The organism is Hymenobacter nivis (assembly GCF_006439025.1).
GTDB lineage: Bacteria > Bacteroidota > Bacteroidia > Cytophagales > Hymenobacteraceae > Hymenobacter > Hymenobacter nivis_A.
Genome location: NZ_RCYZ01000007.1, coordinates 241277 through 266255 on the forward strand (window position 1 = coordinate 241277; position 24979 = coordinate 266255).

At 65.8% G+C, this 24979-nt stretch carries 25 protein-coding genes and 1 pseudogene; 14 read left to right on the forward strand and 12 right to left on the reverse strand.

Translation table 11 applies throughout. From position 1 onward, the window contains the following. Nucleotides 1–136: 136 nt before the first annotated feature. Entirely contained in the window at nucleotides 137–1540 is a 1404-nt protein-coding gene (locus EAH73_RS23160; protein ID WP_161599585.1) for a hypothetical protein, read from the reverse strand. 105 nt (nucleotides 1541–1645) lie between these two features. Here EAH73_RS23160 and EAH73_RS16900 point away from each other — a divergent pair, with 105 nt between their 5' ends. Further along, a complete protein-coding gene (locus tag EAH73_RS16900; protein ID WP_140468608.1) occupies nucleotides 1646–2212 on the forward strand; it encodes a DinB family protein in 567 nt (188 codons plus the stop codon). Here the strand turns inward: EAH73_RS16900 and EAH73_RS16905 are convergent. Both EAH73_RS16905 and EAH73_RS16910 read right to left on the reverse strand, forming a co-directional pair. After that, a complete protein-coding gene (locus tag EAH73_RS16905) occupies nucleotides 2209–2676 on the reverse strand; it encodes a thioesterase family protein (RefSeq protein WP_140468609.1) in 468 nt (155 codons plus the stop codon). The genes EAH73_RS16900 and EAH73_RS16905 overlap by 4 nt on opposite strands. A gap of 70 nt (nucleotides 2677–2746) precedes the next feature. Then, complete coding sequence (locus EAH73_RS16910; protein WP_140468610.1) at nucleotides 2747–3505, reverse strand: class I SAM-dependent methyltransferase; 759 nt, start codon at nucleotides 3503–3505, stop codon at nucleotides 2747–2749. 75 nt (nucleotides 3506–3580) lie between these two features. Here EAH73_RS16910 and EAH73_RS16915 point away from each other — a divergent pair, with 75 nt between their 5' ends. Further along, complete coding sequence (locus EAH73_RS16915) at nucleotides 3581–3748, forward strand: DUF2256 domain-containing protein (protein ID WP_140468611.1); 168 nt, start codon at nucleotides 3581–3583, stop codon at nucleotides 3746–3748. Here EAH73_RS16915 and EAH73_RS16920 read toward each other — a convergent pair. Next, nucleotides 3745–4191, reverse strand: a complete 447-nt coding sequence (locus EAH73_RS16920; protein WP_140468612.1) for a hypothetical protein — start codon at nucleotides 4189–4191, stop codon at nucleotides 3745–3747. The genes EAH73_RS16915 and EAH73_RS16920 overlap by 4 nt on opposite strands. Before the next feature lie 640 nt (nucleotides 4192–4831). Here EAH73_RS16920 and EAH73_RS16925 point away from each other — a divergent pair. Beyond that, a complete protein-coding gene (locus EAH73_RS16925) occupies nucleotides 4832–5215 on the forward strand; it encodes a hypothetical protein (RefSeq protein WP_140468613.1) in 384 nt (127 codons plus the stop codon). Nucleotides 5216–5388: 173 nt separating this feature from the next. Here the strand turns inward: EAH73_RS16925 and ffh are convergent, their stop codons facing one another. Further along, nucleotides 5389–6753, reverse strand: a complete 1365-nt coding sequence (ffh, locus tag EAH73_RS16930) for a signal recognition particle protein (protein ID WP_140468711.1) — start codon at nucleotides 6751–6753, stop codon at nucleotides 5389–5391. Nucleotides 6754–6907: 154 nt separating this feature from the next. On the opposite strand from ffh, the gene EAH73_RS16935 reads away from it, so the two are divergent. Beyond that, entirely contained in the window at nucleotides 6908–8239 is a 1332-nt protein-coding gene (locus EAH73_RS16935) for a glycosyltransferase family 4 protein (protein ID WP_240047303.1), read from the forward strand. Here the strand turns inward: EAH73_RS16935 and EAH73_RS16940 are convergent. Further along, nucleotides 8232–10049, reverse strand: a complete 1818-nt coding sequence (locus tag EAH73_RS16940; RefSeq protein ID WP_140468614.1) for a hypothetical protein — start codon at nucleotides 10047–10049, stop codon at nucleotides 8232–8234. The two genes, EAH73_RS16935 and EAH73_RS16940, sit on opposite strands and share 8 nt — an antisense overlap. 62 nt (nucleotides 10050–10111) lie before the next feature. Here EAH73_RS16940 and pseB point away from each other — a divergent pair, with 62 nt between their 5' ends. Next, nucleotides 10112–11131 carry a UDP-N-acetylglucosamine 4,6-dehydratase (inverting) gene (gene pseB, locus EAH73_RS16945; protein WP_140468615.1) on the forward strand — a complete coding sequence of 340 codons (1020 nt, stop codon included), beginning with the start codon at nucleotides 10112–10114 and terminating at the stop codon, nucleotides 11129–11131. Nucleotides 11132–11134: 3 nt separating this feature from the next. Here the strand turns inward: pseB and EAH73_RS16950 are convergent, their stop codons facing one another. The 3 genes and pseudogenes from EAH73_RS16950 to EAH73_RS16960 all read right to left on the reverse strand — a co-directional run. Beyond that, nucleotides 11135–11533 carry a hypothetical protein gene (locus tag EAH73_RS16950; protein ID WP_140468616.1) on the reverse strand — a complete coding sequence of 133 codons (399 nt, stop codon included), beginning with the start codon at nucleotides 11531–11533 and terminating at the stop codon, nucleotides 11135–11137. Beyond that, nucleotides 11527–11727: a hypothetical protein gene (locus EAH73_RS16955; RefSeq protein ID WP_140468617.1), complete on the reverse strand. Its 201-nt coding sequence runs from the start codon at nucleotides 11725–11727 to the stop codon at nucleotides 11527–11529. The genes EAH73_RS16950 and EAH73_RS16955 overlap by 7 nt, the downstream gene beginning before the upstream one ends. A 7-nt stretch (nucleotides 11728–11734) precedes the next feature. Then, nucleotides 11735–11893: pseudogene (locus EAH73_RS16960) on the reverse strand (PKD domain-containing protein); the annotation flags it as partial. A 63-nt stretch (nucleotides 11894–11956) separates the two neighbouring features. On the opposite strand from EAH73_RS16960, the gene pseC reads away from it, so the two are divergent. The 9 genes from pseC (at nucleotide 11957) to EAH73_RS17005 (ending at nucleotide 21525) form a co-directional block, all read left to right on the forward strand. Then, the gene (gene pseC, locus EAH73_RS16965; RefSeq protein ID WP_140468619.1) at nucleotides 11957–13138 is read left to right on the forward strand and encodes a UDP-4-amino-4,6-dideoxy-N-acetyl-beta-L-altrosamine transaminase; all 1182 of its coding nucleotides are present in this window, start codon (nucleotides 11957–11959) and stop codon (nucleotides 13136–13138) included. A 45-nt stretch (nucleotides 13139–13183) separates the two neighbouring features. Next, nucleotides 13184–13837 (forward strand): pseudaminic acid biosynthesis-associated methylase, encoded by a 654-nt coding sequence (locus EAH73_RS16970; protein WP_140468620.1) that lies wholly within the window; start codon nucleotides 13184–13186, stop codon nucleotides 13835–13837. A gap of 32 nt (nucleotides 13838–13869) precedes the next feature. After that, nucleotides 13870–14568: a cytidylyltransferase domain-containing protein gene (locus tag EAH73_RS16975; RefSeq protein ID WP_240047305.1), complete on the forward strand. Its 699-nt coding sequence runs from the start codon at nucleotides 13870–13872 to the stop codon at nucleotides 14566–14568. Then, nucleotides 14561–15595, forward strand: a complete 1035-nt coding sequence (gene pseG, locus EAH73_RS16980) for a UDP-2,4-diacetamido-2,4,6-trideoxy-beta-L-altropyranose hydrolase (protein WP_140468622.1) — start codon at nucleotides 14561–14563, stop codon at nucleotides 15593–15595. Before EAH73_RS16975 ends, pseG begins: the two co-directional genes overlap by 8 nt. A 53-nt stretch (nucleotides 15596–15648) precedes the next feature. Continuing rightward, nucleotides 15649–16194, forward strand: a complete 546-nt coding sequence (gene pseH / locus EAH73_RS16985; RefSeq protein ID WP_140468623.1) for a UDP-4-amino-4,6-dideoxy-N-acetyl-beta-L-altrosamine N-acetyltransferase — start codon at nucleotides 15649–15651, stop codon at nucleotides 16192–16194. Nucleotides 16195–16261: 67 nt separating this feature from the next. Beyond that, on the forward strand, nucleotides 16262–17305 hold the full coding sequence (pseI, locus tag EAH73_RS16990; RefSeq protein WP_140468624.1) for a pseudaminic acid synthase: 1044 nt from the start codon (nucleotides 16262–16264) through the stop codon (nucleotides 17303–17305). Further along, on the forward strand, nucleotides 17295–18605 hold the full coding sequence (locus EAH73_RS16995; protein WP_240047306.1) for a hypothetical protein: 1311 nt from the start codon (nucleotides 17295–17297) through the stop codon (nucleotides 18603–18605). The genes pseI and EAH73_RS16995 overlap by 11 nt, the downstream gene beginning before the upstream one ends. Nucleotides 18606–18632: 27 nt before the next feature. After that, nucleotides 18633–20006, forward strand: coding sequence for a DUF7033 domain-containing protein (locus EAH73_RS17000; RefSeq protein WP_140468625.1), 1374 nt, complete (start codon nucleotides 18633–18635; stop codon nucleotides 20004–20006). 31 nt (nucleotides 20007–20037) lie between these two features. Beyond that, a complete protein-coding gene (locus EAH73_RS17005; protein WP_140468626.1) occupies nucleotides 20038–21525 on the forward strand; it encodes an oligosaccharide flippase family protein in 1488 nt (495 codons plus the stop codon). 104 nt (nucleotides 21526–21629) lie between these two features. Here the strand turns inward: EAH73_RS17005 and EAH73_RS17010 are convergent, their stop codons facing one another. The 3 genes from EAH73_RS17010 to EAH73_RS17020 form a co-directional block, all read right to left on the reverse strand. Beyond that, on the reverse strand, nucleotides 21630–22328 hold the full coding sequence (locus tag EAH73_RS17010; protein ID WP_140468627.1) for a hypothetical protein: 699 nt from the start codon (nucleotides 22326–22328) through the stop codon (nucleotides 21630–21632). A gap of 113 nt (nucleotides 22329–22441) precedes the next feature. Continuing rightward, on the reverse strand, nucleotides 22442–23461 hold the full coding sequence (locus tag EAH73_RS17015) for a Gfo/Idh/MocA family protein (RefSeq protein ID WP_240047307.1): 1020 nt from the start codon (nucleotides 23459–23461) through the stop codon (nucleotides 22442–22444). Between the two features lie 323 nt (nucleotides 23462–23784). Further along, nucleotides 23785–24948, reverse strand: a complete 1164-nt coding sequence (locus EAH73_RS17020) for a DegT/DnrJ/EryC1/StrS family aminotransferase (RefSeq protein ID WP_240047308.1) — start codon at nucleotides 24946–24948, stop codon at nucleotides 23785–23787. Nucleotides 24949–24979: the final 31 nt, after the last annotated feature.

The following is a 24979-nucleotide window of genomic DNA, read 5'->3' on the forward strand; positions in this document are numbered from 1 at the left end:
CCCTTTGCGTGGGGCCCTCCCCCATTGTATTGGCTGATGGCTATTGGCTGTTGACGCTTTACTTAAACCTAGCGCTTGGGACGTAGCTGCCTGCTGACGAAAGGAAAAGCCGCCGGCTAATGGCCCGGCACCGGGCTTAGTACGTCGGCACGTCGCCGGGCTGCAGCTGGGCGGCCGTGGCGGCTGCCAGCTGCCAGCCGCCCCACAGCACCGCCGCCAGGGCCCCCAGTGCCACCACCTGCTGCCAGCGGGGCGCCGCCCACCACCGCCGGGGCTGGCACCCCTCGGCCGCCGCCGTGAGCAGCAGCAGGTGCAGCGGCAGCAGGTAGCGGCACTCCACCAGCGTGGGCAGGGCCAAGGCCACCGGCAGGCCCAGGGCCAGCAGCGCCCAGCCGGCCCCGGGGCCTCGGGAATTTGCTAGGGCCCCCAGGGCCCGGGGCCGGCGGCGCAGCAGCCACGCCAGCCCCAGGGCCAGCGCGGCGTAGTTCAGCAGCGGCCAGGGGCCGGGGCCCAGGGGGCGCAAGTGGCGCGGGTAGGGCGTGGGGTACCACACGTCGAGGCCGTTGAACAAGTGGCGGGCGCAGCGGCCGGCCACGGCCAGCGGGTGGCGCGCGGCAAAGGCCAGGTACTGCCCGTAGCTGCCAAACCGTCCGCCCGGCAGCGCCCGCAGCTGCCGGGCCCCCGGCGCGTCGGCAAACGCCACGCCCCCGTAGTGCGCAGGGTCGAGGCTGGACTCGTAGCGCTGGAAGGCCGTGCCCCAGTTCAGCTGCTTGAGGTAGATGGGCGAGCCGCCATCGTCGGTGGCCAGCACCAAGGGCGTCAGCCGGTCGAAATGCCGGTAGTTGATGGCCATTTGGGGCCCCAGCACCAGTGCCGCGCCGGCCGCCGCCGCCGCCCAGCGCCGTGCCGCGGGTCCCCCACCCAGGCCGCGCGCGTGCCACCACAGCCACCCTGCCACCCCCGGCACGCTGGCCAGGTACACGGGCCGCAGGTTGACGGCCGCCGCCAGCAGCACGCCGCCCAGCACCGCCCAGCGCCACCCGGGCCGGGCCCCCGCCACCAGCGCCAGCAGCAGCAGCGTCAGGGCGGGCGCGTCTTGCAGCGCGTAGTTGAAATAGCCGCGCCAAAACGCAAACCCCAGCGCCACCGCCAGCAGCCACGTCCCGCCGCGCAAGGCCCGGCCCGTGGCCGCCGCCCACGCCGCCGGCCCCGCCACCCCATACAGCAGCACGGCCCAGCCCAGGCCCATCAGCTGGGCCCCGGCCAGGGCCGGCCCGCCCGTTGCGTAGCACAGCACCCGCACCGGTACCAGCAGCAGGGGCCCCAGGTAGCCGCGCAGCGGCGCGGCGTAGTGCAGCAGCGAAAAGCGCAGGCCCGGCCCAAAAAACGTGGCCGCCAGGCCCCAGTACTCGCCCGCGTCAAACGGCAGCCGGTCGGCCCCGCTCAGCGGCAAGTAGGCGGCGTACAGGGCCAGCACCACGGCGCACCGCCGCGGCCACGGCCAGGGCTGCGCCAGCACCCGCGCTATAGCGGCCGGCAAACGGCGAAAAAATACGGGGCTCACAGCGGCCAAAGCTACCGGTTGCGGCCCTAAAATTGCGGAACCCGGGGGCCCACGGCCCGCTTCCTTCCCCCCGCCCCGCCCATGAACCACCGCCTGCACCTCAAATTCGAACAGCTCGAACGGGCCACCCAACACCTACTGGCCACCACCGAAGCCCTGGGCCCCGACGCCACCCGCGCCCCCGCCCCCGGCAAATGGGCCGCCACGCAAGTCGTGCATCACCTGCTGCTGGTCGAAAACAGCATTACCGGCTACGTGCAGAAAAAACTGCTCGCCGCCGAGCGGCTGGCCAAGCCCAGCCTGCTCACCCGGGCCCGAGCGTTGCTGGTGAAGCTGCTTCTGCGCTTGCCCGGCCTGCGGTTTCCAGCCCCGCGCGGGGTGGCCGAGCTCACCCACGGGGCCCCCGTGCCCGCGCTGCCGGTCATCCAGGCCGAGTGGGCCGCCACGCGCCGCCGCCTCGAACTGCTGCTCAACGAGTACCCCGGCCGCCTGCTCGACCGCGCCATCTACCCGCACCCGCGCGCGGGCCGGCTCAGCATTTACCAGGTGCTCGACCATTTAGTTGACCACCTCTTGCACCACCAGCAGCAAATCGACCGCATCACCCGGGCCCTCAAAACAGCCCCGCCCGCCACGGCCCGCGCCTAACCGGCGCGGGGCTCCGGCGCCACGTAGGGCGGCAGGGCGGCGAAGGCTGCGGCCAGCGCGGGCGGCGGCACGGTCAGCTTGCGGCGGTCGAGGTCAATCCAGGCCCCGTCCACGGTCACGGTGGCGGCCACCCGGCCGTCGGCTTTGTAAATGGTGTGCACAATGCTCCAGCGCCCGCCGTCGGCCGTCACCGCAGCCAGCCGGCCATCGACGCGGATTTCCTCACCGATGCCGATTTCCTTTACGTACTTGGTTTCCTCGCGAAACAGGATGGGCCCCAGACGCAGCTGCGCAAACCGGGCCACGTCGAAGCCCCAGCCGGCCAGCACGGCCACGCGCTGGTCGGCGGCGTAGTCGGCGTAGGCCGAGTGGCGCATGTGGCCGTTGGGGTCCATATCGGCCCAGCGGGTGCGGTAGGTAGCGGCCTGGGAGGCAATGTTTTCGGCAGAAGGTTCGGCGGACATGGTATGGGAAGCGGCGGGTGAGGCCGCGCCCTTTGGGCCCTGTGGGGGCCCAAAGGGCGCGGCCAGGTGGTTAAATGGCCTGGTTGGCGGCCTCGGCCAGGCCCACGGGCACGAGCCGCACCAGGTACTGCCCGTCCTCTTCCTCGTCGATAAACTCGGCCTGGTAGCCGGCGGTGGCCGCGGCGTCATTTAGCAGGGCCGCGTCGATAAACAGCCAGGGAAACGGCTCACCGGTTTGCTTTTTGTACGTCCAGGTGTACTCCACCTCGCCGTAGTAGGGCCCGTTTAGGTTCAGCACCAGGGCCCCGTCCTCGTCTTCGTAGAGGTAGCTCACGTCGGACGACGTAGCCAGAATCTGGCCACCGGGGGCCAGCAGTGTGCGGGCGTGGGCCAGGAAGCGGTCGAGCCCGTCGAGCGTACCGGCCAGCCCCAGGCCGTTCATGAGCAGCAAAATCGTGTCGTAAGGCCGCTCATCGGCCGGCAGCGGGGCAAATAAATCGTGGCGGGCGGCGGTGCGCACGCCGCGGGCCCCCATCACCTGCACGGCCCCGGCCGACACGTCCACGGCCTTCACCTCGAAGCCGCGGCTTTGCAACTCCAGGGCGTGGCAGCCGGCGCCAGCGCCCACGTCGAGCACCCGGCCGCGGCACTCGTCGAGGGCGCGGCGCTCCAGGGCGGGCATTTGCAGCAGGGTGCGGAAGAAATAAGCGGCGGGCAGCGGCTCGTCGTCGGCCGCGTTGCAGTGCACGGTGAGGGCGGCGGCGGTGCGGCCGCCGTGGTAGTCGAGCAGGGCCTGGCCCAGCAGGTCGGGAGCGGTGAGGGTGGTCATCAGGCCCGAAAAGTAACTAAAACTTCGGAGCCCCGCCGTGCGTTGCACCCGCACCGCCACCCGTTTCGCACCCCCATGCTCCCCGATAAGCTCCGCAAAGGCCAGCTGCCCACCAAAATCTGCGTTACCTGCGGCCGCCCGTTCGAGTACCGTAAAAAGTGGCGCAACAGCTGGGACGACGTAAAATACTGCGGTGAAAAGTGCCAGCGCCACAAGCCCAAGCCGGGCCCCGCCAGCACCTAAGCCGCCATAGACGACCCCAGGGGCCCCATCGACACGGTGGGCAGGCGGTGCACGGTGCGCAGCCACCCCACGGCCGATTCCAGGTCGTCGAACACATGCACCGACGGAGCATCCGGGCCGTGCAGGGCGGCGTCGGTGTAGCACTTCACGCGCAAGTTGGGCGAGTACACCCAGGCTACTTGCTGAACACCCACCAGGCGCAGGTAGGGCAAAAACTCGCGGGCCAGCCACGCCGGCACGTTGGGGGCCATGCCCGTCACGCCCACGTTGCTGTTGAGGATGCGGGCGTAGCGCACGTCAAGCAGGCACTGCGCCACCGCCACGCAGTTGTCCTGCACCAGGGTCAGGCTCAAGTCGCCGTGCCAATCCACGAACAACCACTGGTTGGCAGGGTCGTAAAAAACGGCCAGGTTGGGGGTTTCGTGCAGTAGTTGTAGTTCCATCAAGCGCCGAGATTAAAAGGCCGGACACGCTGCCGGCCATCGCACAGTAAGCTAATTGCAATAAGGAGAAATTATAATTTTAACCGGATATTATTTATCACGTAAAATCATTCTTCTGGCCACAAAGAAAGCGTGTAAAAAACGAATAAGTGTGCCCGAACAACAATGCATTGCCCGTCGCCGCCAGCAGGACAAATTTATCTTGCCAGCTTTCAAAATAGGCTTAACGACAATTCTATTTATGACACATATAATGACTTAAAATATTGATTTACATTACTTTATTTTACAAAAATGCGCTAATAATATATTATTTATAAAATAAATATAATTGCAATTAACCCACACTGAAAAATACTAAATTGTTATTGTTTACCAGTTATTACTTAAATATTTAAACTTGCCAACCCAGCAGAATTAAATCTATTATAACCCATCTAGGTATAACACCAGTCTTTATTTCGGCTTGCATTATTACCCGTTGAACCAGTACCCCACCGCCGGGCATTGGCTGGGCTAGGCGCAGTGGTACCGGGGCCCCAATGCCCGGGCGGTTTCCCGTATTTGGCCCCCCGCCCGGGCCGGGGCCCCAACGGCCGGGCCCGCCGCGGCGTATGTTTAGCATCCATTCCCCTCCCCCATGGCTTCCAACCTCGATTACCTCGCCCCCGCCCTCGAACCGCTCGAAGAAAAAGTAAAGGCTTACCTGCAGGCCGAAGAAGCCCTGCGCAAGGCCCGCCTGGCCCGCGCCGACGCGCCCCAGCAAGCCGCCGACCGCGCCCAGTCGGCCGAAGAATTTGAGCAGCGCCCCCCCACCGGCAGCTACGACCAGGCCACCGACGAGCGCCAGCAGCGCGACGAAAACCTGCGCGACGACCTCGCCCGCCTCCGCCAGGAAATTATGGAGCTGCTGCCCACTCGCGACGCCTGGGTGAAGGTGAACCTGGGCTACGGGCCCAGCCGCGTAGGGGCCTGGGCCGTACCCGGCCCGCCCGCCGGCTACGAGCTGCGCGTGGTGCACTAGCCGCCGGGGCCCCCAATCGGGCCAATTGGGCATGAAAAAAGGACGAGGCATGGCCCCGTCCCTTTTTAAACCAAAACACCTTAAAAAACTATTCTTTCACGTTGGGATAACGAAACGGCCAGGAAAAAATTCCCGGCCGTTTCGTTTTTGTTGCAAATCTGCCTACAGTTGAGCTAGCGCATCATGCCGCCGGGGCCCCCTTTCAGGCCGCCCATCATCTTGGCCATCTGGGCCATGCCGCCCTTGGTCTGGCTCATTTTGTTCATGGTGCGCATCATCTTGCGCATGTCCTCAAACTGCTTCATCAGCGCGTTTACCTGCTGAATGTCAGTACCCGAGCCCTTGGCCAGGCGGCGCTTGCGCGAGCCGTTGATGAGGTCGGGGTTTGCCCGCTCCTCCTTAGTCATGCTTTTAATGATGGCCTCGACGGGCTTGAAGGCGTCGTCGTCGATTTCGACGTCCTTCATGGCCTTGCTCATGCCCGGAATCATGCCCATCAAGTCCTTGATGTTGCCCATCTTCTTGATCTGGTCCAGCTGCGAGAGGAAGTCGTCGAAGTTGAACTGGTTCTTGCGGATCTTGGCGTTGATGCGCTTGGCCTCGTCCTCGTCGAACTGCTGCTGGGCCCGCTCCACGAGCGAAATCACGTCGCCCATGCCCAGGATGCGCTGGGCCATCCGGTCGGGGTAGAACAGGTCCAGCGCCTCCATTTTCTCGCCCGTCGAGATGAACTTGATGGGCTTTTCCACCACGGCCCGGATGCTGAGGGCCGCGCCGCCGCGCGAGTCGCCGTCAAGCTTGGTGAGCACCACGCCGTCGAAGTTCAGGCGGTCGTTGAAGGTTTTGGCCGTGTTCACGGCGTCCTGGCCGGTCATGGCGTCCACCACAAACAAGGTTTCGCTGGGGTTGATGGCGCTTTTGACGGCCTCAATCTCGCGCATCATCTGCTCGTCCACGGCCAGGCGGCCGGCGGTGTCGATGATGACTACCTTCTTGTTGTTTTTCTTGGCGTAGTCGATGGCGTTGCGCGAAATTTCGACCGGGTTCTTGTTCTCGGTTTCGCTGTACACCTCCACCCCGATTTGCTCGCCGAGCACCTTCAGCTGCTCGATGGCGGCGGGGCGGTACACGTCGCAGGCCACCAGCAGCACGGTGCGGTTCTGCTTCTTAATGAAGCTGGCCAGCTTGCCGGCAAACGTGGTTTTGCCCGAGCCCTGCAGGCCCGAGAGCAGCACCACGGCCGGGTCGCCCTTGATGACAATGTCTTGCTTCTCGCCGCCCATGAGCGCGGTCAGCTCGTCGTACACGATTTTGACCATGAGCTGGCCCGGCGAGACGGCCGTGAGCACGTCTCGGCCCATGGCCTCGTCCTTGATCTTATCGGTTACGTCCTTGGCAACCTTGTAGTTAACGTCGGCGTCGACCAGGGCCCGGCGGATTTCCTTGATGGTGCTGGCGACGTTGATTTCGGAGATGCTGCCCTGGCCCTTGAGGGTTTTGATGGCCCGGTCGAGCTTAGTGGAGAGGTTGTCGAACATGTAGCGGTGGGGGTTGGCGAAGGGAGGGATTTCGCGGGGCCCGCGGCGGGGCCCCGGGCGGAAACTGGGCCGGAAATCACCTTCAAAAGTAACCACAAACGGGCGAAAAACGGTCCGGGCCGTACCTTCGCCCGTCCTGCTTAGCCCGTTTATTGTGCCCGAAACCCGCCCGTTGCGCCTGCTCGTCCTCACCTACTACTGGCCGCCATCGGGCGGGGCCGGCGTGCAGCGCTGCCTAAAATGGGTGAAATACCTGGCCGATTTTGGGGTGGAAGCCACCGTGGTGACCGTGGACGCCGCCCAAGCCACCTACCCAGTGCTGGACGAAAGCCTGGCCGCCGACGTACCAGCCAATGTGCGCGTCATCCGCACGACCACGTCCGAGCCGTTCGAGAGCTACAAGAAGCTGACGGGCCGCGCCGTGCCATACGGCGGCTTCGCCAACGAGGGCAAGCCCGGGCTGGTGCAGCAGGCCCTGCGCTTTGTGCGCGGCAACCTGTTCATCCCCGACCCGCGCCGCGGATGGAACAAGCACGCGCTGCGGGCCGTGGAGCAGCTACTGGCCGCCGGCGAAACCTTCGACGCGGTGCTCACCAGTTCGCCGCCCCACTCCACCCAGCTCATCGGGCTGGAACTAAAAAAGCGCCACGGCCTGCGCTGGCTGGCCGATATGCGCGACCCTTGGACGGACATCTACTACTATAAAGACCTGCACCACACGCCGCTGGCCGCCTGGCTCGACGCCCGCTACGAGCGCCAAGTGCTGACGCAGGCCGACGCTGTGCTCGTGACCTCGCCCGAAACCGAGCGCCTGTTCCGGGCCAAGGTGCCGGGGCTGGCGGCCGGCAAAATTCACGTGCTCCCCAACGGCTACGACGCTCCCGATTTTGGCCAGCCCGCGCGCCCGCCGGTCGATTGCTTCCGCATCACCCACACCGGCACCATCACCGAATTGTACCACCTCGACGGCCTGCTGGGGGCCCTGGCCGGGGCCCGGGCGCGCCACCCCGCCGTGCCTGTGCAGCTGCGCTTCGTGGGCCAGGTGAGCGCCGCGCTGCGGGCCCAGGTGAGCGCCGCGGGCCTAGACGAAATCACCGAATACCAGCCGTTTGTGCCGCACGCCGCATCGGTGGCCGAGCTGCTGCGCGCCACGGTGCTACTGATGGCCATCCCCGACGTGCCGCGCAACCTCGGCATTTTGCCGGGCAAAATATTTGAGTACCTGGCCGCCAACAAGCCCGTGCTGTGCGTGGGCCCCGCCGGCTCCGACGCCGACAACCTGCTGCAAGAATGCGGCGCCGGCCAAGCCTTGCCCTACGCCGACGCGGCCCTGATGCAGGAAACGCTGGACGCGCTGCTGCGCCAGTGGGCCATCAACCCCAACCTAGACCTGCCCGCCGCCAGCCACGGACGCTACGCCCGCCGGGCCCTCACCGGGCAGTTGGCCGCCATCGTGGGGGCCCCGGCGCAGGTGCCGGCTACGTGAGCCGCGCCACGGCGCCGCGCAGCTTGGCGGGCACCCGGTTCCAGAGGCGCGCGCGCCAATCGGCCCAGGCCGAGTGCGTTAGCTGCTGGCCCTGCCACTCACCGATGGCCGCGGCCAAATGCTGGGCCAGGGTGCGGTAGTGGCGCGGCTGGTAGTGGCGCAGGTTGTTAGTCACGTCGGCGCGCTGGTTGATGAACGGGCGGGCGTCGACCACGAAGCAGTTGGGAGTGGTTTTCGCAAATTCGTCCAACACTGCATTTAGGGCTGCGTGGCGCTGGGGGGCCCCGGGCTCGCCCGCGCCGGGCACCTCGATTTCGGTGCCGTTGAGGAAGAAAATGGGCACGACCGCCGGCACTTGTTGGCGCAGCCAGGCCAAGTTTTCGCGGAACTGGGCGGGGCTGATGGGGCCCTCAAACTGAAAATCCTGCGCGAACTGCCGCAAAAAATCCTCGTCCATTCCCCGGAACTTGCGCTGGGCGTAGCGGGCCGCCAGGGGCCCCGGCGGTTCAGCCGTCAGGTCGCGGTAGCCACCGAAGGGCACGGCGATGCCCGTGGCCCGCTCGCGGTACAGGTCCTGGGTATAGTCCATCAGCGGGCTGAACACCAGCACGTCGTAGTCGCCAGCCCACAGGCCCGTGGCGTAGGCCTCGGCGCCCAGAAACGGCAGGCGCTGGGCCAGGCGCTGCTGCTCGGCGACGGGCAGCTCGCGGGTTTGGCGCAGCAGCACGGTGTGCTCCAAATGCGCCGTTATCTGATTTTCGTTGAGGAAGTTAAACTCTTCCCTCACGTCCAAATCGAAGGCTTGGAGGAAGGGCGTGAGCTGGCCCAAGTCACAGCCGCCCTTTAGAAACACGCGCAGCCTGGGGCCCCCAGCATCGGGCGCGGGCGGTGCGGCGGGGCCCCCGGCGGCTACCGTCAGCCAGTCGGGCCGGTCGGTACTGTTCAATTCGGTGGCCACCTCGCCCTGCACGTCCAACGCCGGGAAGCCCAACCAGGCGTAGGTGAACTGCTCGACGCCTAGGTGCAGAATGCGGCACGAAAACACGAGTTGCTCCAGCCGGTTTTCGGCCACGTTCAAGCAAAACACGCCCACCAAACCGTAGTCGCCGAACTGGTCGCGCACGCGCACGGTGCCCAAGCGGCGGGCCGGGTCGGCGAAGCTGGCCGCTAGCTCGTCGGCGGCGACGCGCTGCTTGGTGAAGTTGAGCTGGTTGGAGCGGTTGATTAATTCCTCGATGCGGGCCAAGTCGGGCCCCACGCCGGGGCCCTCGCGGAACTCGATTTGCACGCCGGCGGCCCGCAAAAAGGCCAGGTTGTCGCCCTCGTACTGGGCGCGGGCCTGCTGCTGGCGCTCCAGCAACTGGTATTGCTGGAGGCGCGAGAACTCAGGGTCGGGCTTGCCGCTGGCGGCTAGGGCCCCGGCCAGCGCGGGCAGGTCGGCGGGGTCGGCGGTTTGCAGGCCGGGGTTGTAAAAGGCGGCCTCGCGTAGGTTCACGGGGTTGTCGTCGAGAAACAACGCGTTGGGGGCCCGAAGCTGCATGGCGTCCAGCAACTCCTTGATGACCGGGCCCTTGGGCTGCCAGCCGATGCGCAGAAATACGAACAAGTCGCGGATGCCCAGGGCCTCCAGCTCGGCTTCGGCGGCGGCGGGGTCGTTCTTGCTCACGACGGTGTGCACCAGGCCCCGGGCGGCGGTGGCGCGCACCAGGGCCAGGTTTTCGGCGATGGGCGCCACGGGGCCCTCCGAGAGCGTGCCGCGCCAGAAGGTGTCGTCCAGGTCCCAAATCAGCAGTTTCACGGGCTCGGCCATGCCGCAAATTTACGCTGCCCGGCCCGGGTGCGTACTTTTGCCCTTTCCCTTCTTTGCTTTTCATGGCTCTCGACCTCAACCACAAGTCCATCCTCGTCACGGGCGGCACCGGCTCGTTCGGCAAGCAGTTTGTGCGCACCGTTTTCGAAAAATTCCCGCAGGTGAAGCGGCTGGTGGTGTTCTCGCGCGACGAGCTGAAGCAGTACGAGATGAGCCAGGAATTTAGCCCTGCCCAGTACCCGGCCATCCGCTACTTCCTCGGCGACGTGCGCGACCCGCAGCGCCTGCACCGCGCCTGCGAGGGCATCGACATTGTAATTCACGCCGCGGCCCTCAAGCAGGTGCCCGCCGCCGAATACAACCCGATGGAATGCATCAAAACCAACATTTTTGGGGCCGAAAACGTGATTAACGCCGCCCTTGACTGCGGCGTGAAAGACGTGGTGGCGCTGAGCACCGACAAGGCCGCCGCGCCCATCAACCTGTACGGGGCCACCAAATTGTGTTCCGATAAGCTGTTTGTGGCCGCCAACAACATGAAGGGCAGCCGCGATTTGCGGTTTTCGGTAGTGCGTTACGGCAACGTGATTGGCTCGCGCGGCTCGGTGGTGCCCTTCTTTTTGAAGGAGCGCCGCACCGGTGTGCTGCCCATCACCCACCCCGACATGACGCGCTTCAACATCTCGCTCGAAGAGGGCGTGGACTTGGTGCTGTACGCGCTGGAGCACGCCTGGGGCGGCGAGATTTTTGTGCCCAAGATTCCGTCGTACAAAATCACCGAAGTGGCCCGCGCAATCGGGCCCGACTGCGAGCAGCGCATCGTGGGCATCCGCCCCGGCGAGAAGCTGCACGAGGAAATGATCACCGAAACCGACGCCTTGAGCACGGTGGAGCTACCCCGCTACTATGTGATTTTGCCCAACACGCCCAACTGGAACGTAGACAAGTTTGTGGACCACTTCAACGGCCGGCGCGTGCCGCTGGGCTTCCACTACGACTCGGCCAACAACGACGAGTGGCTCGACGCGGCGCAAATCCAGGAAGAAATTCGGCGGCATGTAGACGCCGACTTTGTGGCCTAACCGTCAGCACAATACCTTTACCCAGTCCTGGTACTTGCTGCCGGCGGCGGGGTTGATGAGCCAGTAGTAGTACTGGCCGTTGGGCGTTATGATGTTGGGGATGGTGACGGGGCAGGGCTGGCCGCGCACCAGCAGCGAGTCGCGGGTGGTGCAGCCGGCGGCGTTGCGCAACTTCACGCGGCAGCGGCAGGACGGCAGCGCCGCGAAGGTGGCCGCGGTGCTGCCGTCCTGCCAGCGGTAGGTGGTAACCGCCGGCTGGGGCCCCACGCTGAGTTGGCTGGCGGGTTGCTCGGCGCACAGCACCGTGTCGCGCCCAAGGCGCACCACCGGCAGCGACACCACCGGCACATCCACCAAGTCGCGGGCGGTGCAGCCCTGGGGCGAGATGGCGGCGGTCAGCACTTAGCGGCGCGCACGTCGCGGGTGGCCGTGGTGGGGCCGTTGCTCCATCGGTAGGTAGTGCCCGCGGGCTGGCCGCTGGTGCCGAGGCTCAGGATTTGGCCGGCGCACAACACGCACTGCTGGGGCGCCCAGTTCAGCACAGGTGGGGCCCCCACGGTCACCGTTTGCTGGGCCGTGAGGGTGCCGGTGGGCAACGCTACCTTACCAGTGGCGGTAGTAAGTGCCGGCGGTGGCGTAGGCGTGGTTCACATCCAAGCCCGTGGCCATATTGGTGCCCCCCGCGGCGGGGTCGCCAAAGTTCCAGCTAATAGCAGCGTTAGCCACGGCGGGCGTCAGGGTGGCGCTGAAGGCCACCGGGGCCCCAGCGCAACTGGCGCCCGCAAGCTACGGGCAAACCGCGCCCGCCTTTACCTTTGGGGCCCCATGCCCGACCCCGCTTTCCGCCCCGCCCAGCCCCTGCCCTACGGCCGCCAGCACATCACCGACGCCGACGTGGCTGCTGTAGCCGAGGCCCTGCGCGCCGATTTCCTGACCCAGGGGCCCCGCGTGGCCGAATTTGAAACCCAGTTTGCCGCCTACATTGGGGCCCGCTACGCCGTGGCCGTGAGCAACGGCACGGCCGCGCTGCATTTGTGCGCGCTGGCGCTGGGCGTGGGCCCCGGGCAGCGCGTCATCACCACGCCGCTCACCTTTGCGGCCTCGGCCAATTGCGTGCTGTACTGCGGCGGCGAGGTGCACTTTGCCGACATTGACCCGGCCACGGGACTAATTGATTTGCAGGCCGTTCGGGCGCTATTGGGGGCCCACCCCAAGGGCTATTTCCAGGGCCTAATTCCGGTGGATTTTGCCGGGCTAGGCGCAGATTTAGAGCAGGCCAGGGCCCTGGCCGATGAGTTTGGCCTCTGGATTATTGAGGACGCCTGCCACGCGCCGGGCGGCTTTTTTGTCGATTCGGAGGGCCGGGAGCGGCGCTGCGGCAGCAGTCAGCTGGCCGACCTGGCCATCTTCAGCTTCCACCCCGTCAAGCACATTGCCACCGGCGAGGGCGGCATGGTCACCACCAACGACGAGCGCCTCTACCACCGCCTGCTGCGCCTGCGCACCCACGGCATCACCCGCGACGAGGCCTCGTTTGTGAACCCCGGCGAGGGCGGCTGGTACATGGAAATGCAGGAGCTGGGCTACAACTACCGTATTTCTGACATCAATTGCGCACTGGGCCTCAGCCAGTTGTCCCGCGCCGAGGCCGGCCTGGCCCGCCGCCGCGAGCTGGCCGTCCGCTACGACGACGCCTTCGCCGCCCTGCCGGGCGTGGACGTGCTGGCCCCCGGCCGTCCTGGCCATGCCTACCACCTCTACGTGGTGCAAGTGGCCGACCGGCGCGGGCTGTACGACTTCCTCAAAACCCGGCAAATCTTCGCGCAGGTGCACTACATTCCGGTGCACCGCATGCCGTACTACGAGCGGCTGGGCTGGAGAAAGGGCGACTTTCCGCAGGCCGAGGCCTACTACGCCCGCTGCCTCAGCCTCCCCCTATATCCTACTTTGACCGATGAGGAGCAGGACTACGTGGTGGCGTGCATCCGGGAGTTTTTGGCTGGCTAGCTGCCCCGGGGCCTTCTTTTTCTTACCGTTTTTATTGTTTTTTCCTTGACCTCCACCCAACAAGAAGAATTCTGGTCCGGCGACTTTGGCCGCCAGTACACCGACCGCAACTCGCGCCACTTGGCCGAGTGGAACGCCTTTTACGAAGCCACCTGGGGCCGCACCAAGCTGGCCATGAACGCAGATTTTGTGGGCGACTTGCCCCGCGACGCCCGCATTCTAGAAGTGGGCTGCAACACGGGCATGCAGCTTAAGGGCTTGCAAGATGCTGGTTTTCAGCAGCTCTACGGTGTGGAATTGCAGGCCTACGCGGTGGAGAAAGCCAAGGAATATTCCCAGCACGTCAACCTAATTCAAGGCAGCGGCTTCGACTTGCCCTTTAAGGATGCGTTTTTCGACGTGGTGTGCACCAACGGGGTGCTGATTCACATCGCGCCGGCCGATTTGCCGCGCATTATGGCCGAGATGGTGCGCTGCTCGCGCCGCTACATCTGGGGCTTTGAGTACTACGCGCCGGCCACCACGGCCGTGAACTACCGCGGCAACGAAGGCTTTTTATGGAAGGCCGACTACGCCCAGCTGTTTCTGGACCAGTTTCCGGGCCAGCTGCGGCTCGTGAAGCAGGAGCTGTACCCGTACGTGACGGACGCCGAGCGTGGCAACCGCGACGTGATGTACCTGCTCGAAAAAACCGCCTAATGCCGCGCGTCGGCATCGTTTCGCAGGCGCGCATGACCAGCACGCGCCTGCAGGGCAAGGTGCTGCGCGCGGCCGGGGGCCAGCCGCTGCTGGCCTGGCACGTGGCGCGGCTGCGCCAGGCCGGCGCGCCGGTGTACCTGGCCATCACCACCAACGCGGAAGACGACCCGCTGGCCGACTTCGCCGCCCGCGAAGGACTGCTGTTTGTGCGCGGCAGCGAGGCCGACGTGCTGGCCCGCTACCAGCAGTGCGCCGCGGCGTTCGATTTGGACGTTATCGTGCGGGTAACCAGCGACTGCCCGCTCATTGCGCCCGAGCTTATTGCTGAGGGCCTGGCCGCCTACCGCGCCGCCGCCGACCCGGGGCTGTACGCCTCCAACGCGGCCCCGCGGCGCAGCTACCCGCGGGGCTTCGACTACGAGATTTTCTCGCGCCAATTGCTGGAGGAAGCGTTTGCCCACGCCACCCGGCCCGGCGACCGGGAGCACGTGACGCCCTACTTGCACCAAAACCGCTCGGGCCAGGTGCGCTTCCTCAACCTAGCCCGGGCCGCCGACGCCAGCCAGTACCGCCTGACCGTGGACACGCCCGCGGACTTCGAGCTCATCCGCATCCTGCTGGAGGATTACGGCGCCGGGGCCCTAAACGGGGAAGAATTAATTGCCCTGCTGGCCGCCCACCCCGAGCTGGTGGCCATCAACGCCGAGGTGGAGCAAAAAGGCCATGACTAAGGCCCCGCGCCTAGTGGTGCGTGCCGACGCCAGCCCGCAAATCGGCTTGGGGCACGTAGTGCGCAGCCTGGCCCTGGCCGAACTAGTGGGGCCCCTGTTTGCCGAGGCCGTGCTGCTAACGCAGGCACCATCGGCCGCCGTGCACCAGCTGGCCGCAGCCGCCGGCCTGGGCGTGGTGGAATTGCCCGCGCAGGGCCCCCAGGCGGAGGCCGCGCAGCTGCCGGCCCACCTGCGGCCCGCTGACGTGGTGGTGCTCGACGGCTACGGCTTCGACGAGGCCTACCAGGTTGCTGTGCGGGCCACCGGGGCCCGGCTGGTGCTGGTGGACGACTTGGCCGACAGCCCCACCGTGGCCGACCTGGTCATCAACCACGGCCCCGCCGTGCGGGTGGCCGACTACCGGGCCCTACCCACGACGCGGTTTTGCTTAGGGCCCGCGTTTTCGCTGCTGCGCGCGCCGTTTCGGGCGCAGCAGCGGCTGCCGGAGGCGGTGCCGGCCATTGTTTCGTCGGTGCTGGTGTGCTTCGGTGGGGCCGACCCGCTGGGGCTGACGCACCGGGCACTGGGGGCCCTGCTGGCGTTGCCGCAGGTGGCGCGAGTGGGCGTGGTAATAGGTAGCGCCTTCACTGCCGGAACTGAACTGCGCGCGTTAGCGGCAGGCTTTGCGGGTAAGGACGTGGCATTTTACCACGACGTGCCGGCGGCCGAACTGGCGGCTCTGCTGCTGGGCTACGCGGCCGCGGTGGTACCCGCCAGCACGGTGCTGCTCGAAACTTTGCTGCTCGGCGGGGCCGCCATCACCGGCTACTACGCCGATAACCAGCGGCCGCTGGCGGCCTACGTGCACGCGCACCAGCAGGCCTTTTCGATGGGTAACTTGGGGACCCTGGATGGCGACGCGCTGCGCGACGCACTGCTGGCTGGGCTGCAATTTCACCAAACCACGCGGCGCCAGCCTTATGTGGAGCGGCTGCGGCCGGAGCAGCTAGTGGACGAGTTTCAGCGCTTAATTAGGGGCCCGAGGTAGAGGTCATCTGATTCCATCAATTAATTAACCAGCAACTAACCTTCTCCACCGCTATGCCCACCAACTTGCTGCGCCCACTCACCGCCGACGACTTGGAACTGGTGCGCACCTGGCGCAACTCCGAGGCCGTGGCCCAGTACATGTATACCAGCGCGCCCGTCTCGGCCGAGCAGCAGCAGGCCTGGTTTGCGCGGGTGGTGGCCGATGCCAGCAAGGAATACTGGGTGATTATGCACCAGGGCCGGCCGGTAGGCGTGGCCAACCTCTACGCCATCAACCCCGATTTCCGCTCCTGCTACTGGGCTTTTTACCTCGGCGACCCCGACCTGCGCGGCAGCGGCCTGGGGGCCCGGGTGGAGTACGCGGTGCTGGAGCACGTGTTTGAGGAGCGCAAGCTGAACAAGCTGCTGTGTGAGGTATTCGTGAGCAACGACAAGGTGGTGGCGCTGCACGAGAAGTTTGGGTTCCGGCGCGAATCGTACTTCCGCCAGCACGTGTACAAAAACGGGACCTTTCACGACGTGGTGGGCCTGGCCCTGCTGCGCCGCGAGTGGCAACTGCTGCGCGAGCAGCTGCAGGCGCGCTTCGTGCGCGGCTAGGGGCCCGGCGGCGGGGGCCCGGCGGGCGACGGGGCGTACCTTTGGGCGTTCGTTTTTCTTTGCCGCAATGCCCGAAATCCATATCGGGGGCCGCCCCGTGGGGCCCCAGCACCCGCCGTTCGTCATCGCCGAAATGTCGGGCAACCACAACCAGAGCCTCGACCGGGCCCTGGCCCTGGTAGACGCCGCCGCGGCCGCCGGCGTGCACGCCCTCAAGCTCCAGACCTACACCGCCGACACCATTTCGATGGACACCGGCTTCACCATCCGCGAGGAGGGCCAGTCGCTGTGGGAAGGCCAGGATTTGTACAAATTGTACCAGGCCGCGCACACGCCCTGGGAGTGGCACGCCGCCATTTTTGCCCGCGCCCGGCAGCACGGCATGCTGGCCTTCAGCTCGCCGTTTGACGAGACGGCGGTGGATTTCTTGGAAACGCTCGACGTGCCGGCTTACAAGATTGCGTCGTTCGAAAACGCGCACTGGCCGCTGCTGCGCCGGGTGGCCGCCACCGGCAAGCCCGTGATTGTGAGCACCGGCGCCGCCACACTGGCCGAAATCGACGACGCCGTGCGGGTGCTGCGCGCGGCCGGCTGCCGCGAGCTGGTGCTGCTCAAGTGCACCAGCACCTACCCCGCCTCGCCCCAAAACACCAACCTGCGCACCATCCCAGTGCTGGCCGAAACCTTCGGCTGCCCCATCGGCCTGAGCGACCACACCATGGGCGTGGGCGCCAGCGTGGCCGCCGTGGCCCTGGGGGCCTGCGTCATCGAAAAGCACTTCACCTTGAGCCGCGCCGAGGGCGGCGTCGATTCGGCGTTTTCGCTGGAACCGTCCGAACTGAAGCTGTTAGTAGAGGAAACCGAGCGCGCCCACCAGGCCCTGGGCACGGTGCAGCTGTGCGTGCAGGCCAGCGAGGAGAAGAGCCGCGTGTTCAAGCGCAGCATTTATGTGGCCCAGCCCATTGCCGCGGGCGAGGAATTTACGGCCGAGAACCTGCGCATCATCCGCCCCGGCGACGGCCTGCTGCCCCGCTACTGGGACGTGGTGCTGGGCCGCCGCGCCGTGCGCGACCTGCGCCCCGGCACGCCCCTGGCCTGGGATGCGCTCTGAGCCGGGGCCCCGGCTGGCCCGCCTGCGCGACATCCTCCAACTGCGCTTTACGGATATTTTTGCGGCTATGTCGCCGGCCGCGCTCAGCGGCATCTCGCCCGCCAACCCGCTCAAGCGGCTGGCGCGGGTGGGGGCCTACGCGGCGCTGCGGCTGGTGGGGCACCTGTTTCAACCCATTCGCAACCAGGCCGACTTGCGCGGCGCGGTGTGGCTGTACGTAGTGAGCGCCAACAATTACGAGGCGCTGCAATTCATTCAGCAGAGCCAGCCGGGGGCCGTGCTGGTGGCCGGGCAGGGCAAAAACATTGGGCGCTACAACGGCGCCGTGCAGCGACTCTCGCTGCGCCGCAAGCTGCTGTACTACTGGCAGTACCCGGGGGCCCTGGCGGGGCTGTGGCGCCGGGAGGGGCCCCGGGCGTGGCGGTTTTTTGACCTGATTTTTTATGCCATCGGCTACTACGAGGTGTACGGCCGGGCCCTGCGCAACTACCGGCCCCGGGCCGTGGTATTTGCCAACGACCACAACGACGACGCCCGCGCGATGCTGTTGGCCTGCCGCGCCGCGGGCATCCCCACGGCCTACGTGCAGCACGCCAGCGTGAGCGCGAACTTCCCGCCCCTGGGCTTCGACCTCAGCCTGCTCGAAGGCCAGGACGCGCTGGACAAGTACCGCCGCTGCGGCCCCGTGCGCGGCCGCGCGGCGCTGGTGGGCATGCCCAAGGCCGACGCCTACCTGGCCCGCCGCAACACCGCCCCCGCCGTGCGCCGCGTGGGCCTGGCCTGCAACATCCACGACCCGCTGCCAGCCCTGGCCGATACGCTGGCCTACCTCGCTGGGGCCCTGCCGGAACTGACGCTCACGCTGCGCCCCCACCCCAGCGACACCCGCGACTTTGGGCCCCTACACCGCCAGTTGCCGCAGGTGCAGTGGTCGGACGCGCGGCAGCAAAACGTGTTCGAGTTCCTCGAAACCCAGGACGCATTGGTGGCCGCCGACACCTCCACCCACCTCGAGGCCACGCTGCTGAATGTGGCCAGCATTTACTACCGCTTCGCCGCCAACCCGCTCACCGACGACTACTACGGCTACGTGGCCCACGGCCTAGTGCCCCGCGCCGCCGACCTGACCGCCCTGGGGGCCCTGCTGGGGGCCCTGGCCCAGCACAAGTCCGCCGACCTCTACCGCCGCGCCGCCTACTACAACGCCACCCTCGGCACCCCCGACGAAGGCCACAGCCAGCCGCTGGCCGCCCGCGTGCTGGGCGCGTGGCTGAACGAAGCACCCGGGGCCCCGGCCTGAGCCATGGCCCCGCCTACCTTCGCGCCTATGCTCGCCACGCCCCCTGCTCCTGCCCTGCCGCCCGAGGCGCCGGTTACGGCCGCGGTGCGGCTGGCCTACGTGTGGACGCACTTCGCGCGGGTGTACCCCGGTGCACCCGCGGGGGCCCTAGGCCACGCTGGCAGCGGCGCAGCAGTAGAAGTGGCCGACTTAGCGAGTGATTTTTTTAGCCAAACCCGGCCTTATCCCGATCAACCAAATTGGCGTGAATGGCAAGGTCAAAGCATACCGTTTTTCTTTGATGACGGCGCAGGGCCCCTGCTGACGCTAAGGCCCGGCCGAGCCGAAATCAGCGCCGATATCATCTCAGCCGCCTTTTATTTGCTCAGCGGCTGGCAGGAATATTTCTCGGAAGCGCGCGACCAGCACGGGCGGTTTCCGTACGCATCCAGCGTGCAGGCGCGCTACGGCTTCGTGGCGCTGCCGGTGGTCAATTATTACTTCGACGTGCTGAAAACGGCCGTGGAGCACACCACTGGCCGGCCACTGCATCCGCGTACCTGGGGCCCCGGGGCCCCATTCGCCGCCTTCATCAGCCACGACCTCGATAACCTGCGTAGCGCCTGGAAGGCCCCGGCCAAAGCGGCGCTCCGGACCGGCCGGCTGGTAGATTTTGGGCGGCAGCTGTGGCAGCATTGGACGCATCCCGACGCCTGGGATAACATCGAAGCCGTAGCCGCTGCCACGGCGCAGTACGGGGCCCGGTCCACGTTTTTCGTGCTGCCCGCGCACCGGCCCGGGGCCGACGGCACGCCCAACGCCGATTACCAGCTCACGGCCCGGCTGTGGCGACAGCTGGCTAAGCTAGCGAAGCAAGGCCACGAGTTGGCACTGCACGCCAGCATCGGAACGGCCAATAATTTCACTCAGTTCGATGCCGAGCGGCAGAGGGTGCTTGATGCAGAATGGTGCGGCAACCGCTTCCATTACCTGCGCTGGGAGCCGCGTCTGACCCCTAGTATCTTAAACCAGGCCGGCGATTCCTACGATTCGACCCTGGGGTTTGCTGAACACTTTGGCTTTCGAAATTCTTACTGCCACCCGTTTTATCCCTTTGATTTCCAGCATAACCAGCCTTATTCCTTTCTCGAAATTCCGCTGAACGTGATGGACGCCACGCTGCACCATCCCAATTACTTGCAGTTGGGGCCCGACGAAATTTTGCCGGCCCTGACGCCCATGCTGGTGGAGGTGGAAAAGTTTGGCGGCGTAGTCTCGGTGCTGTGGCACAACCAGAACTTCGACCCGGTCAATACCGCCAACGGGCCCCAGCAGTTCCATGAAATCATGAGCTGGCTGCGCGGCCGCGGCGCAGCATTCCTCACGGGTACCGAAATTTGGGCCCAGTTTCCGGCGGCGTAGGGCCCCGGGATTTTATTTTTCCATTCTTCACTTGGGCATTGTTCAACGCCAGGGCCTCCGCAACACCCTGATTTCTTATATCGGCCTGGGCATTGGGTTCGTCAGCAGCACGCTGGTGCTCACGCGCTTGCTCACGCCGGCGCAGCTCGGCCTCACTTCGGTGCTGGTGTCGCTGGCCACGCTGGCGGCCCAGCTGGCGGCCTTCGGGTTTGCCAGCACGGCGCTGCGCTACTTCCCCTACTTCCGCGATTCGGCGAAGGGCCACTCGGGCTTTCTGCCGCTGCTGCTGGGCGTGCCGCTGGTGGGCTTTGCGGCGGTGGCGGCGGCGCTCTGGGCCGGCAAAAGCTTCGTGCTGAGCCGCTTCTCGGCCGATGCCGCCCTGCTGGGGCCCAACTACCCGGCCGTGCTCCTGCTCACGCTGGCCGTGCTGCTGCTTTCGCTGCAAGACGCCTACCTCAAGTCGCTGTTCCACACCGGGTTTTCGTCGTTTTTGCAGGAGATTTTCCTACGGCTCTACATCGTGGGGGCCGCCGGATTGTTTTGGCGCGGGTACTTGTCATTCGACGGCTTCGTGCTGGCCTACGTGGGCGGCTACGCGCTGGTGGACGTGCTGCTGGCGGCCTACCTACTGGCCATCGGCGAGCTGCACCTGCGGCCCACACGGGCCGTGCTGCGGGTGCGGCCCCTGCGCGAGCTACTGGCCTTCGGGGGCTTCGCGCTGCTGAGCAACCTCTCGGGCACCATCATGGTCACCATCGACGCGCTGATGGTGGGCGCCAAGCTCAGCCTGGCGGCGGCGGGCATCTACGCCATTGCTTTCAACATCAGCACAGCCCTCACGCTGCCGTTCCGGGCCCTCTACAAAACGGCGTTCCCGCTCATCGCCGAGTACTGGAAGGAAGGCGCCATGGAAAAAATGGCCGATTTCTACGCCCGCACCACCCGCCTCAACACCGTGCTGGGCTGCTACTTGGCCCTGGGCCTGGGCCTGAACCTGGACTTCGTGTACGGCCTCATCCACCGCCCGGCCTACGCCACCGGTACCGCCGCCGTGCTGCTGCTGCTGGCGGGCCGCCTGGTCGACGGCATCACGGGCGTCAACGGCATCATCGTGCTCACCTCGCCCCGCTACCGCTTCGATTTGGTGTTCAACGCCGGCCTGGCCGCCGCCATTGTGGTGCTGAACGCGTTGCTCATCCCGCGCCTGGGCCTGGCCGGCGCGGCCCTGTCCAATTGCCTGGCGCTGGTGGGCATCAACCTGTTGCGCACCTGGTTCGTGTGGCGCACCTACGGCCTCCAGCCCTTCGACCGGCGCATTCCGCTCATCGGGGCCCTGGCGGCGGCGGCCGGGCTGGCGGCGTGGCTGCTGCCCGTGCCGCCCAGCATCTGGCTGGCGCTGCTGCTGCGCGGCGGCACGCTCACGGTGCTCTACGCGGCCGGCCTGCTACTCACCGGCGCCGCGCCGGAAGTGAACGCGCTGTGGGCCAAGGGTTGGGCCCGCGTCACGCGCCGGGCTTAAGCTATTGAAACGTTAGCAAATGGAGAAGCGCCGGGGCCTGTGGGTTCCGGCGCTTTTTTGCTAGGTATCGGTGGGGTAGGAATTGGTGGCCGGCGGGCGACGCCTTACAGCGCAAAGTTTTCGTTGAGAACCCAGGTGCCCGGCTGAGCGAAAGTGTCGAGGGTTCGGGGCAAGGGCAGTTTCAGCGTTTTGGTGAGGGTTTTGTCGGCCACTTCGCCCAATGCACCCGTGGTAAACACACCTTTTCGAGTCAAAAAATTATAGCTGTACGCTTGAAAGGTGAAGCTCATGCGGCCTGTAATGGAAAGGTCGGCCCCAATCAGCACGAAATGCTGGCCATCGTACCGAAATTTATACGCGCTGGTGGAGATGTCGTCGTGGGAATCTGGCCGGTTGTACTGGAAATCGATTTTCAATACTCCGCGGGCGATGGAAATGCTGGCAAAAGGGTCGTCCGCTTCGGGGTCGTCGTGGAGTAAAATAAATGAGTTGCTTTGCGCGCCCAAGGCATAGCCCTGGTTCCCTGGCAATTTAAACAGCACAACCAGCATTCGGGGCACCGTCGAGGCGGTCAAGTCCTGCGCATTGGTCGCCCCTTTCCCGGCCGAACGCTCCAGCACCAATGCCTTATCAGCCAGGCCATCTTTGTTCAGGTCGCCGGTTGTCCCGTCGCGTATTTCCCAACCCGGGGGCACAAAATTGATTAGCTGTTGCGCCGTGCGTTTGATGGCAGGGTATTGCATACGTTGGGCGCACGCTGCATGGGCTAAAAAGCTCATGGCAAGGACAATATGAAGCTTCATAAGCTAGCAATAAATGGCAGGAAAGCAGCGAGCACTGGAAAGTGCAGGAAGCAACTGGTAGTGGTCGCGTCATCCACAGCCGGACAAGCAGCACTTCCGGTAGTCATTCGTTGCTACCGCAGCGCGTAGATCCGCTCGATGATTTCCACTACTTTCAGGCCATCCGGGGCCTTGGTGGTGCCGCCGCCGCGGTGCAGGGTTTCCACCACGTCGTCGATGACGTGGCCGTGGTTGGCGGCCGAGCCCTGGTAGAGGCCGTAGTCGTTGGCGGGGTTGGTGGGGGGCAGCGCGGGCAAGGCGTAGTCTTGCACATGGCAGTACTCGATTTTATCGAGGTACTGACCCCCTATTTTTAGGGCCCCGCAGGCGGCTACCACGGTGAGGGAGCTTTCGAGGTTGCGGTCCCACACGGCGGTGCTGTAGCTAAGCGTGCCGCTGCCGCCGCGCACCAGGTCGAACGTAACGAGGCCGCTGTCTTCGAACTCGGTGGTGGCTTGGTGGTTGAAGTTGCGGAAGCGGGCCGCGAGGTTGGCCACGTCACCGAACACCCAGTACAGCAAATCCACGAAGTGGCTGAACTGGGTGAAGAGCGGGCCGCCATCGAGGGCCTGGGTGCCGCGCCAGCCGCCGGGCTGGTAATAGCGGTCGTCGCGGTTCCAGAAGCAACTGAGCTGCACCAGGTACACGTCGCCCAGCCGGCCCGCGGCCACCAGCTCCTTGAGCCAAGCGGCGGGCGGCGAGTAGCGGTTTTGCATGACGCCAAACACCCGGCGGCCGGCCTGCTGGGCCGCTGCCAGGATGGCGCGGGCGTTGGCCGCGGCCAGGGCCAGCGGCTTTTCGACCACCACATGCAATCCGTGGCGCAGGCCGGCCACCGCCTGCCGGGCGTGCAGCCCGTTGGGCGTCGCCACGGTGAGCACATCGGCCGGGGGCCCCACAGCCAGAAATTCCTCAAGCGACGCGAAGAACGGCACGCCGGGAAACTCCGCGGCCAAGCCGTTGCGCAGCGCCGCATCTACATCAACCAGCGCCACCAATTGGGCCCCGGCGCGGCGCGCCACCAGTACCGCGTGGCGCCGGCCGATGTGGCCCACGCCGCAAATGGCGAAGCGAATGGGGGCTGGTGGGGTCACAAAGAAGGGAATTAGTTAATGAGTAGCACAAACCATTAAACCCGCGAGCAGTATCAACGGAGTAACCCCGAGCCAAAAGGCAGTTTTGGCACCAGTTATTGACGCATTCGGGTTGGCATGTAGCCTTTTTAGAAAACGAAATTCATAAATGATACAGTCGAGTGTAACTAACAAAAAGGTTGTTACTAATAATAATCCCCAAGCTTGGCCTATAGCTACTTGATAGGGATACAGCAGCAACATCAGATTCCCCCACAGATACAACTCAATTGAGATAACCACGCATAAAACAACTAGGCATAGTTTTACCATAAATGACGTTTTCATACGCGCTCAGCACTAATCAAATAGCTGTTAAACGCCTCCCCCACATAATCCACCTGCTCGGCCGTTAGCAGCGGGTGCATGGGCAGCGAGAGCACCGTTTCGCATAGCTGCTCGGCCACTGGAAACTGGCCGGCCCGGTAGCCCAGGTAGGCATAGGCCGGCTGCTGGTGGGCCGGCAGCGGGTAGTATACTGCTGTGGGCACGCCGCACTGGTGCAGGTAGTTGCGCAATGCATCGCGGCGGCCGGGGCCCTCCACTTGCACGGTGTACTGGTGGAAAACGTGGCTACTACGCGCGTCGCGGGCCGGGATTTGTAGGCCGGGCACGCCGCTCAGGGCCCCGTCGTAGCGGGCGGCTACGGCCTGACGGGCAGCGGTGTTGGCGGGCAGCTGGCGCAGCTTTACGCGTAGCAGGGCGGCTTGCAGCGTGTCGAGGCGCGAGTTGAGGCCGATGCGCTGGTGGTGGTACTTCTGGCTCTGGCCGTGGTTGGCCAGCTGCTGGAGCAGCGCGGCGCGGGCCGGGTCGCGGGTGAGCAGGGCCCCGCCGTCGCCGAGGGCCCCCAGGTTTTTCGACGGAAAAAACGACGTAGTGCCCACCGCGCTCACCGTACCGGCGTGGACCACTTCGCCGCTAGCGAATTGAAACGTGGCCCCCACCGCCTGGGCGTTGTCTTCAATGAGGGCCACGCCGTGGTCGGCGGCCAAGGCCCCCAGCGCCTCCAAATCAGCGCATTGCCCAAACAAATGCACAGCGATGATGGCCCCGGTGCGCGGCGTGAGGGCTGCTACCACGGCCGCCGGGTCGAGGTTGAAGGTGTCGGGGCGCACGTCGGCCAGCACGGGGCGCAAACCCAGCAAGGCAGCAGCCTCCAGCGTGGCCACGTAGGTAAAGGCTGGCACGATGACCTCGGCCCCTGCCGGCAAATTCAGGCTCAACAGGGCCAGCGTGAGGGCGTCGGTGCCACTAGCGCAAGGCACCACATGGGCCTTGCCGAGGTAGGCCCCCAGCTCGGCCGCAAACTGCCCCACGGCGGGCCCCTGGATGAACGCCGCCTCGGCCAGCACCTCGCGCACAGCCGCGTCGAGGGCTGGTTGCAGGGCCGCGTGCTCGGCGGCTAAGTCGAGCAGGCAGATGGGGGCAGAAGGGCGAGGCAGGCGCAAAATGAGTGGGTGAGCGGGGTGGGCAAAGGTA

Excerpts from the sequence above, each read along its gene's own strand:
- EAH73_RS16900 (WP_140468608.1), top strand. The coding sequence starts at position 1,646 with ATGAACCACCGCCTGCACCTCAAATTCGAACAGCTCGAACGGGCCACC.
- EAH73_RS17010 (WP_140468627.1), bottom strand. The coding sequence starts at position 22,328 with ATGAAGCTTCATATTGTCCTTGCCATGAGCTTTTTAGCCCATGCAGCG.
- EAH73_RS16995 (WP_240047306.1), top strand. The coding sequence starts at position 17,295 with ATGCGCTCTGAGCCGGGGCCCCGGCTGGCCCGCCTGCGCGACATCCTC.
- EAH73_RS16975 (WP_240047305.1), top strand. The coding sequence starts at position 13,870 with ATGACCAGCACGCGCCTGCAGGGCAAGGTGCTGCGCGCGGCCGGGGGC.
- EAH73_RS17000 (WP_140468625.1), top strand. The coding sequence starts at position 18,633 with ATGCTCGCCACGCCCCCTGCTCCTGCCCTGCCGCCCGAGGCGCCGGTT.
- EAH73_RS16940 (WP_140468614.1), bottom strand. The coding sequence starts at position 10,049 with ATGGCCGAGCCCGTGAAACTGCTGATTTGGGACCTGGACGACACCTTC.
- pseH (WP_140468623.1), top strand. The coding sequence starts at position 15,649 with ATGCCCACCAACTTGCTGCGCCCACTCACCGCCGACGACTTGGAACTG.
- EAH73_RS16925 (WP_140468613.1), top strand. The coding sequence starts at position 4,832 with ATGGCTTCCAACCTCGATTACCTCGCCCCCGCCCTCGAACCGCTCGAA.
- EAH73_RS16915 (WP_140468611.1), top strand. The coding sequence starts at position 3,581 with ATGCTCCCCGATAAGCTCCGCAAAGGCCAGCTGCCCACCAAAATCTGC.
- pseB (WP_140468615.1), top strand. The coding sequence starts at position 10,112 with ATGGCTCTCGACCTCAACCACAAGTCCATCCTCGTCACGGGCGGCACC.
- pseC (WP_140468619.1), top strand. The coding sequence starts at position 11,957 with ATGCCCGACCCCGCTTTCCGCCCCGCCCAGCCCCTGCCCTACGGCCGC.
- pseG (WP_140468622.1), top strand. The coding sequence starts at position 14,561 with ATGACTAAGGCCCCGCGCCTAGTGGTGCGTGCCGACGCCAGCCCGCAA.
- EAH73_RS16910 (WP_140468610.1), bottom strand. The coding sequence starts at position 3,505 with ATGACCACCCTCACCGCTCCCGACCTGCTGGGCCAGGCCCTGCTCGAC.
- EAH73_RS16920 (WP_140468612.1), bottom strand. The coding sequence starts at position 4,191 with ATGGAACTACAACTACTGCACGAAACCCCCAACCTGGCCGTTTTTTAC.
- EAH73_RS16905 (WP_140468609.1), bottom strand. The coding sequence starts at position 2,676 with ATGTCCGCCGAACCTTCTGCCGAAAACATTGCCTCCCAGGCCGCTACC.
- pseI (WP_140468624.1), top strand. The coding sequence starts at position 16,262 with ATGCCCGAAATCCATATCGGGGGCCGCCCCGTGGGGCCCCAGCACCCG.
- ffh (WP_140468711.1), bottom strand. The coding sequence starts at position 6,753 with ATGTTCGACAACCTCTCCACTAAGCTCGACCGGGCCATCAAAACCCTC.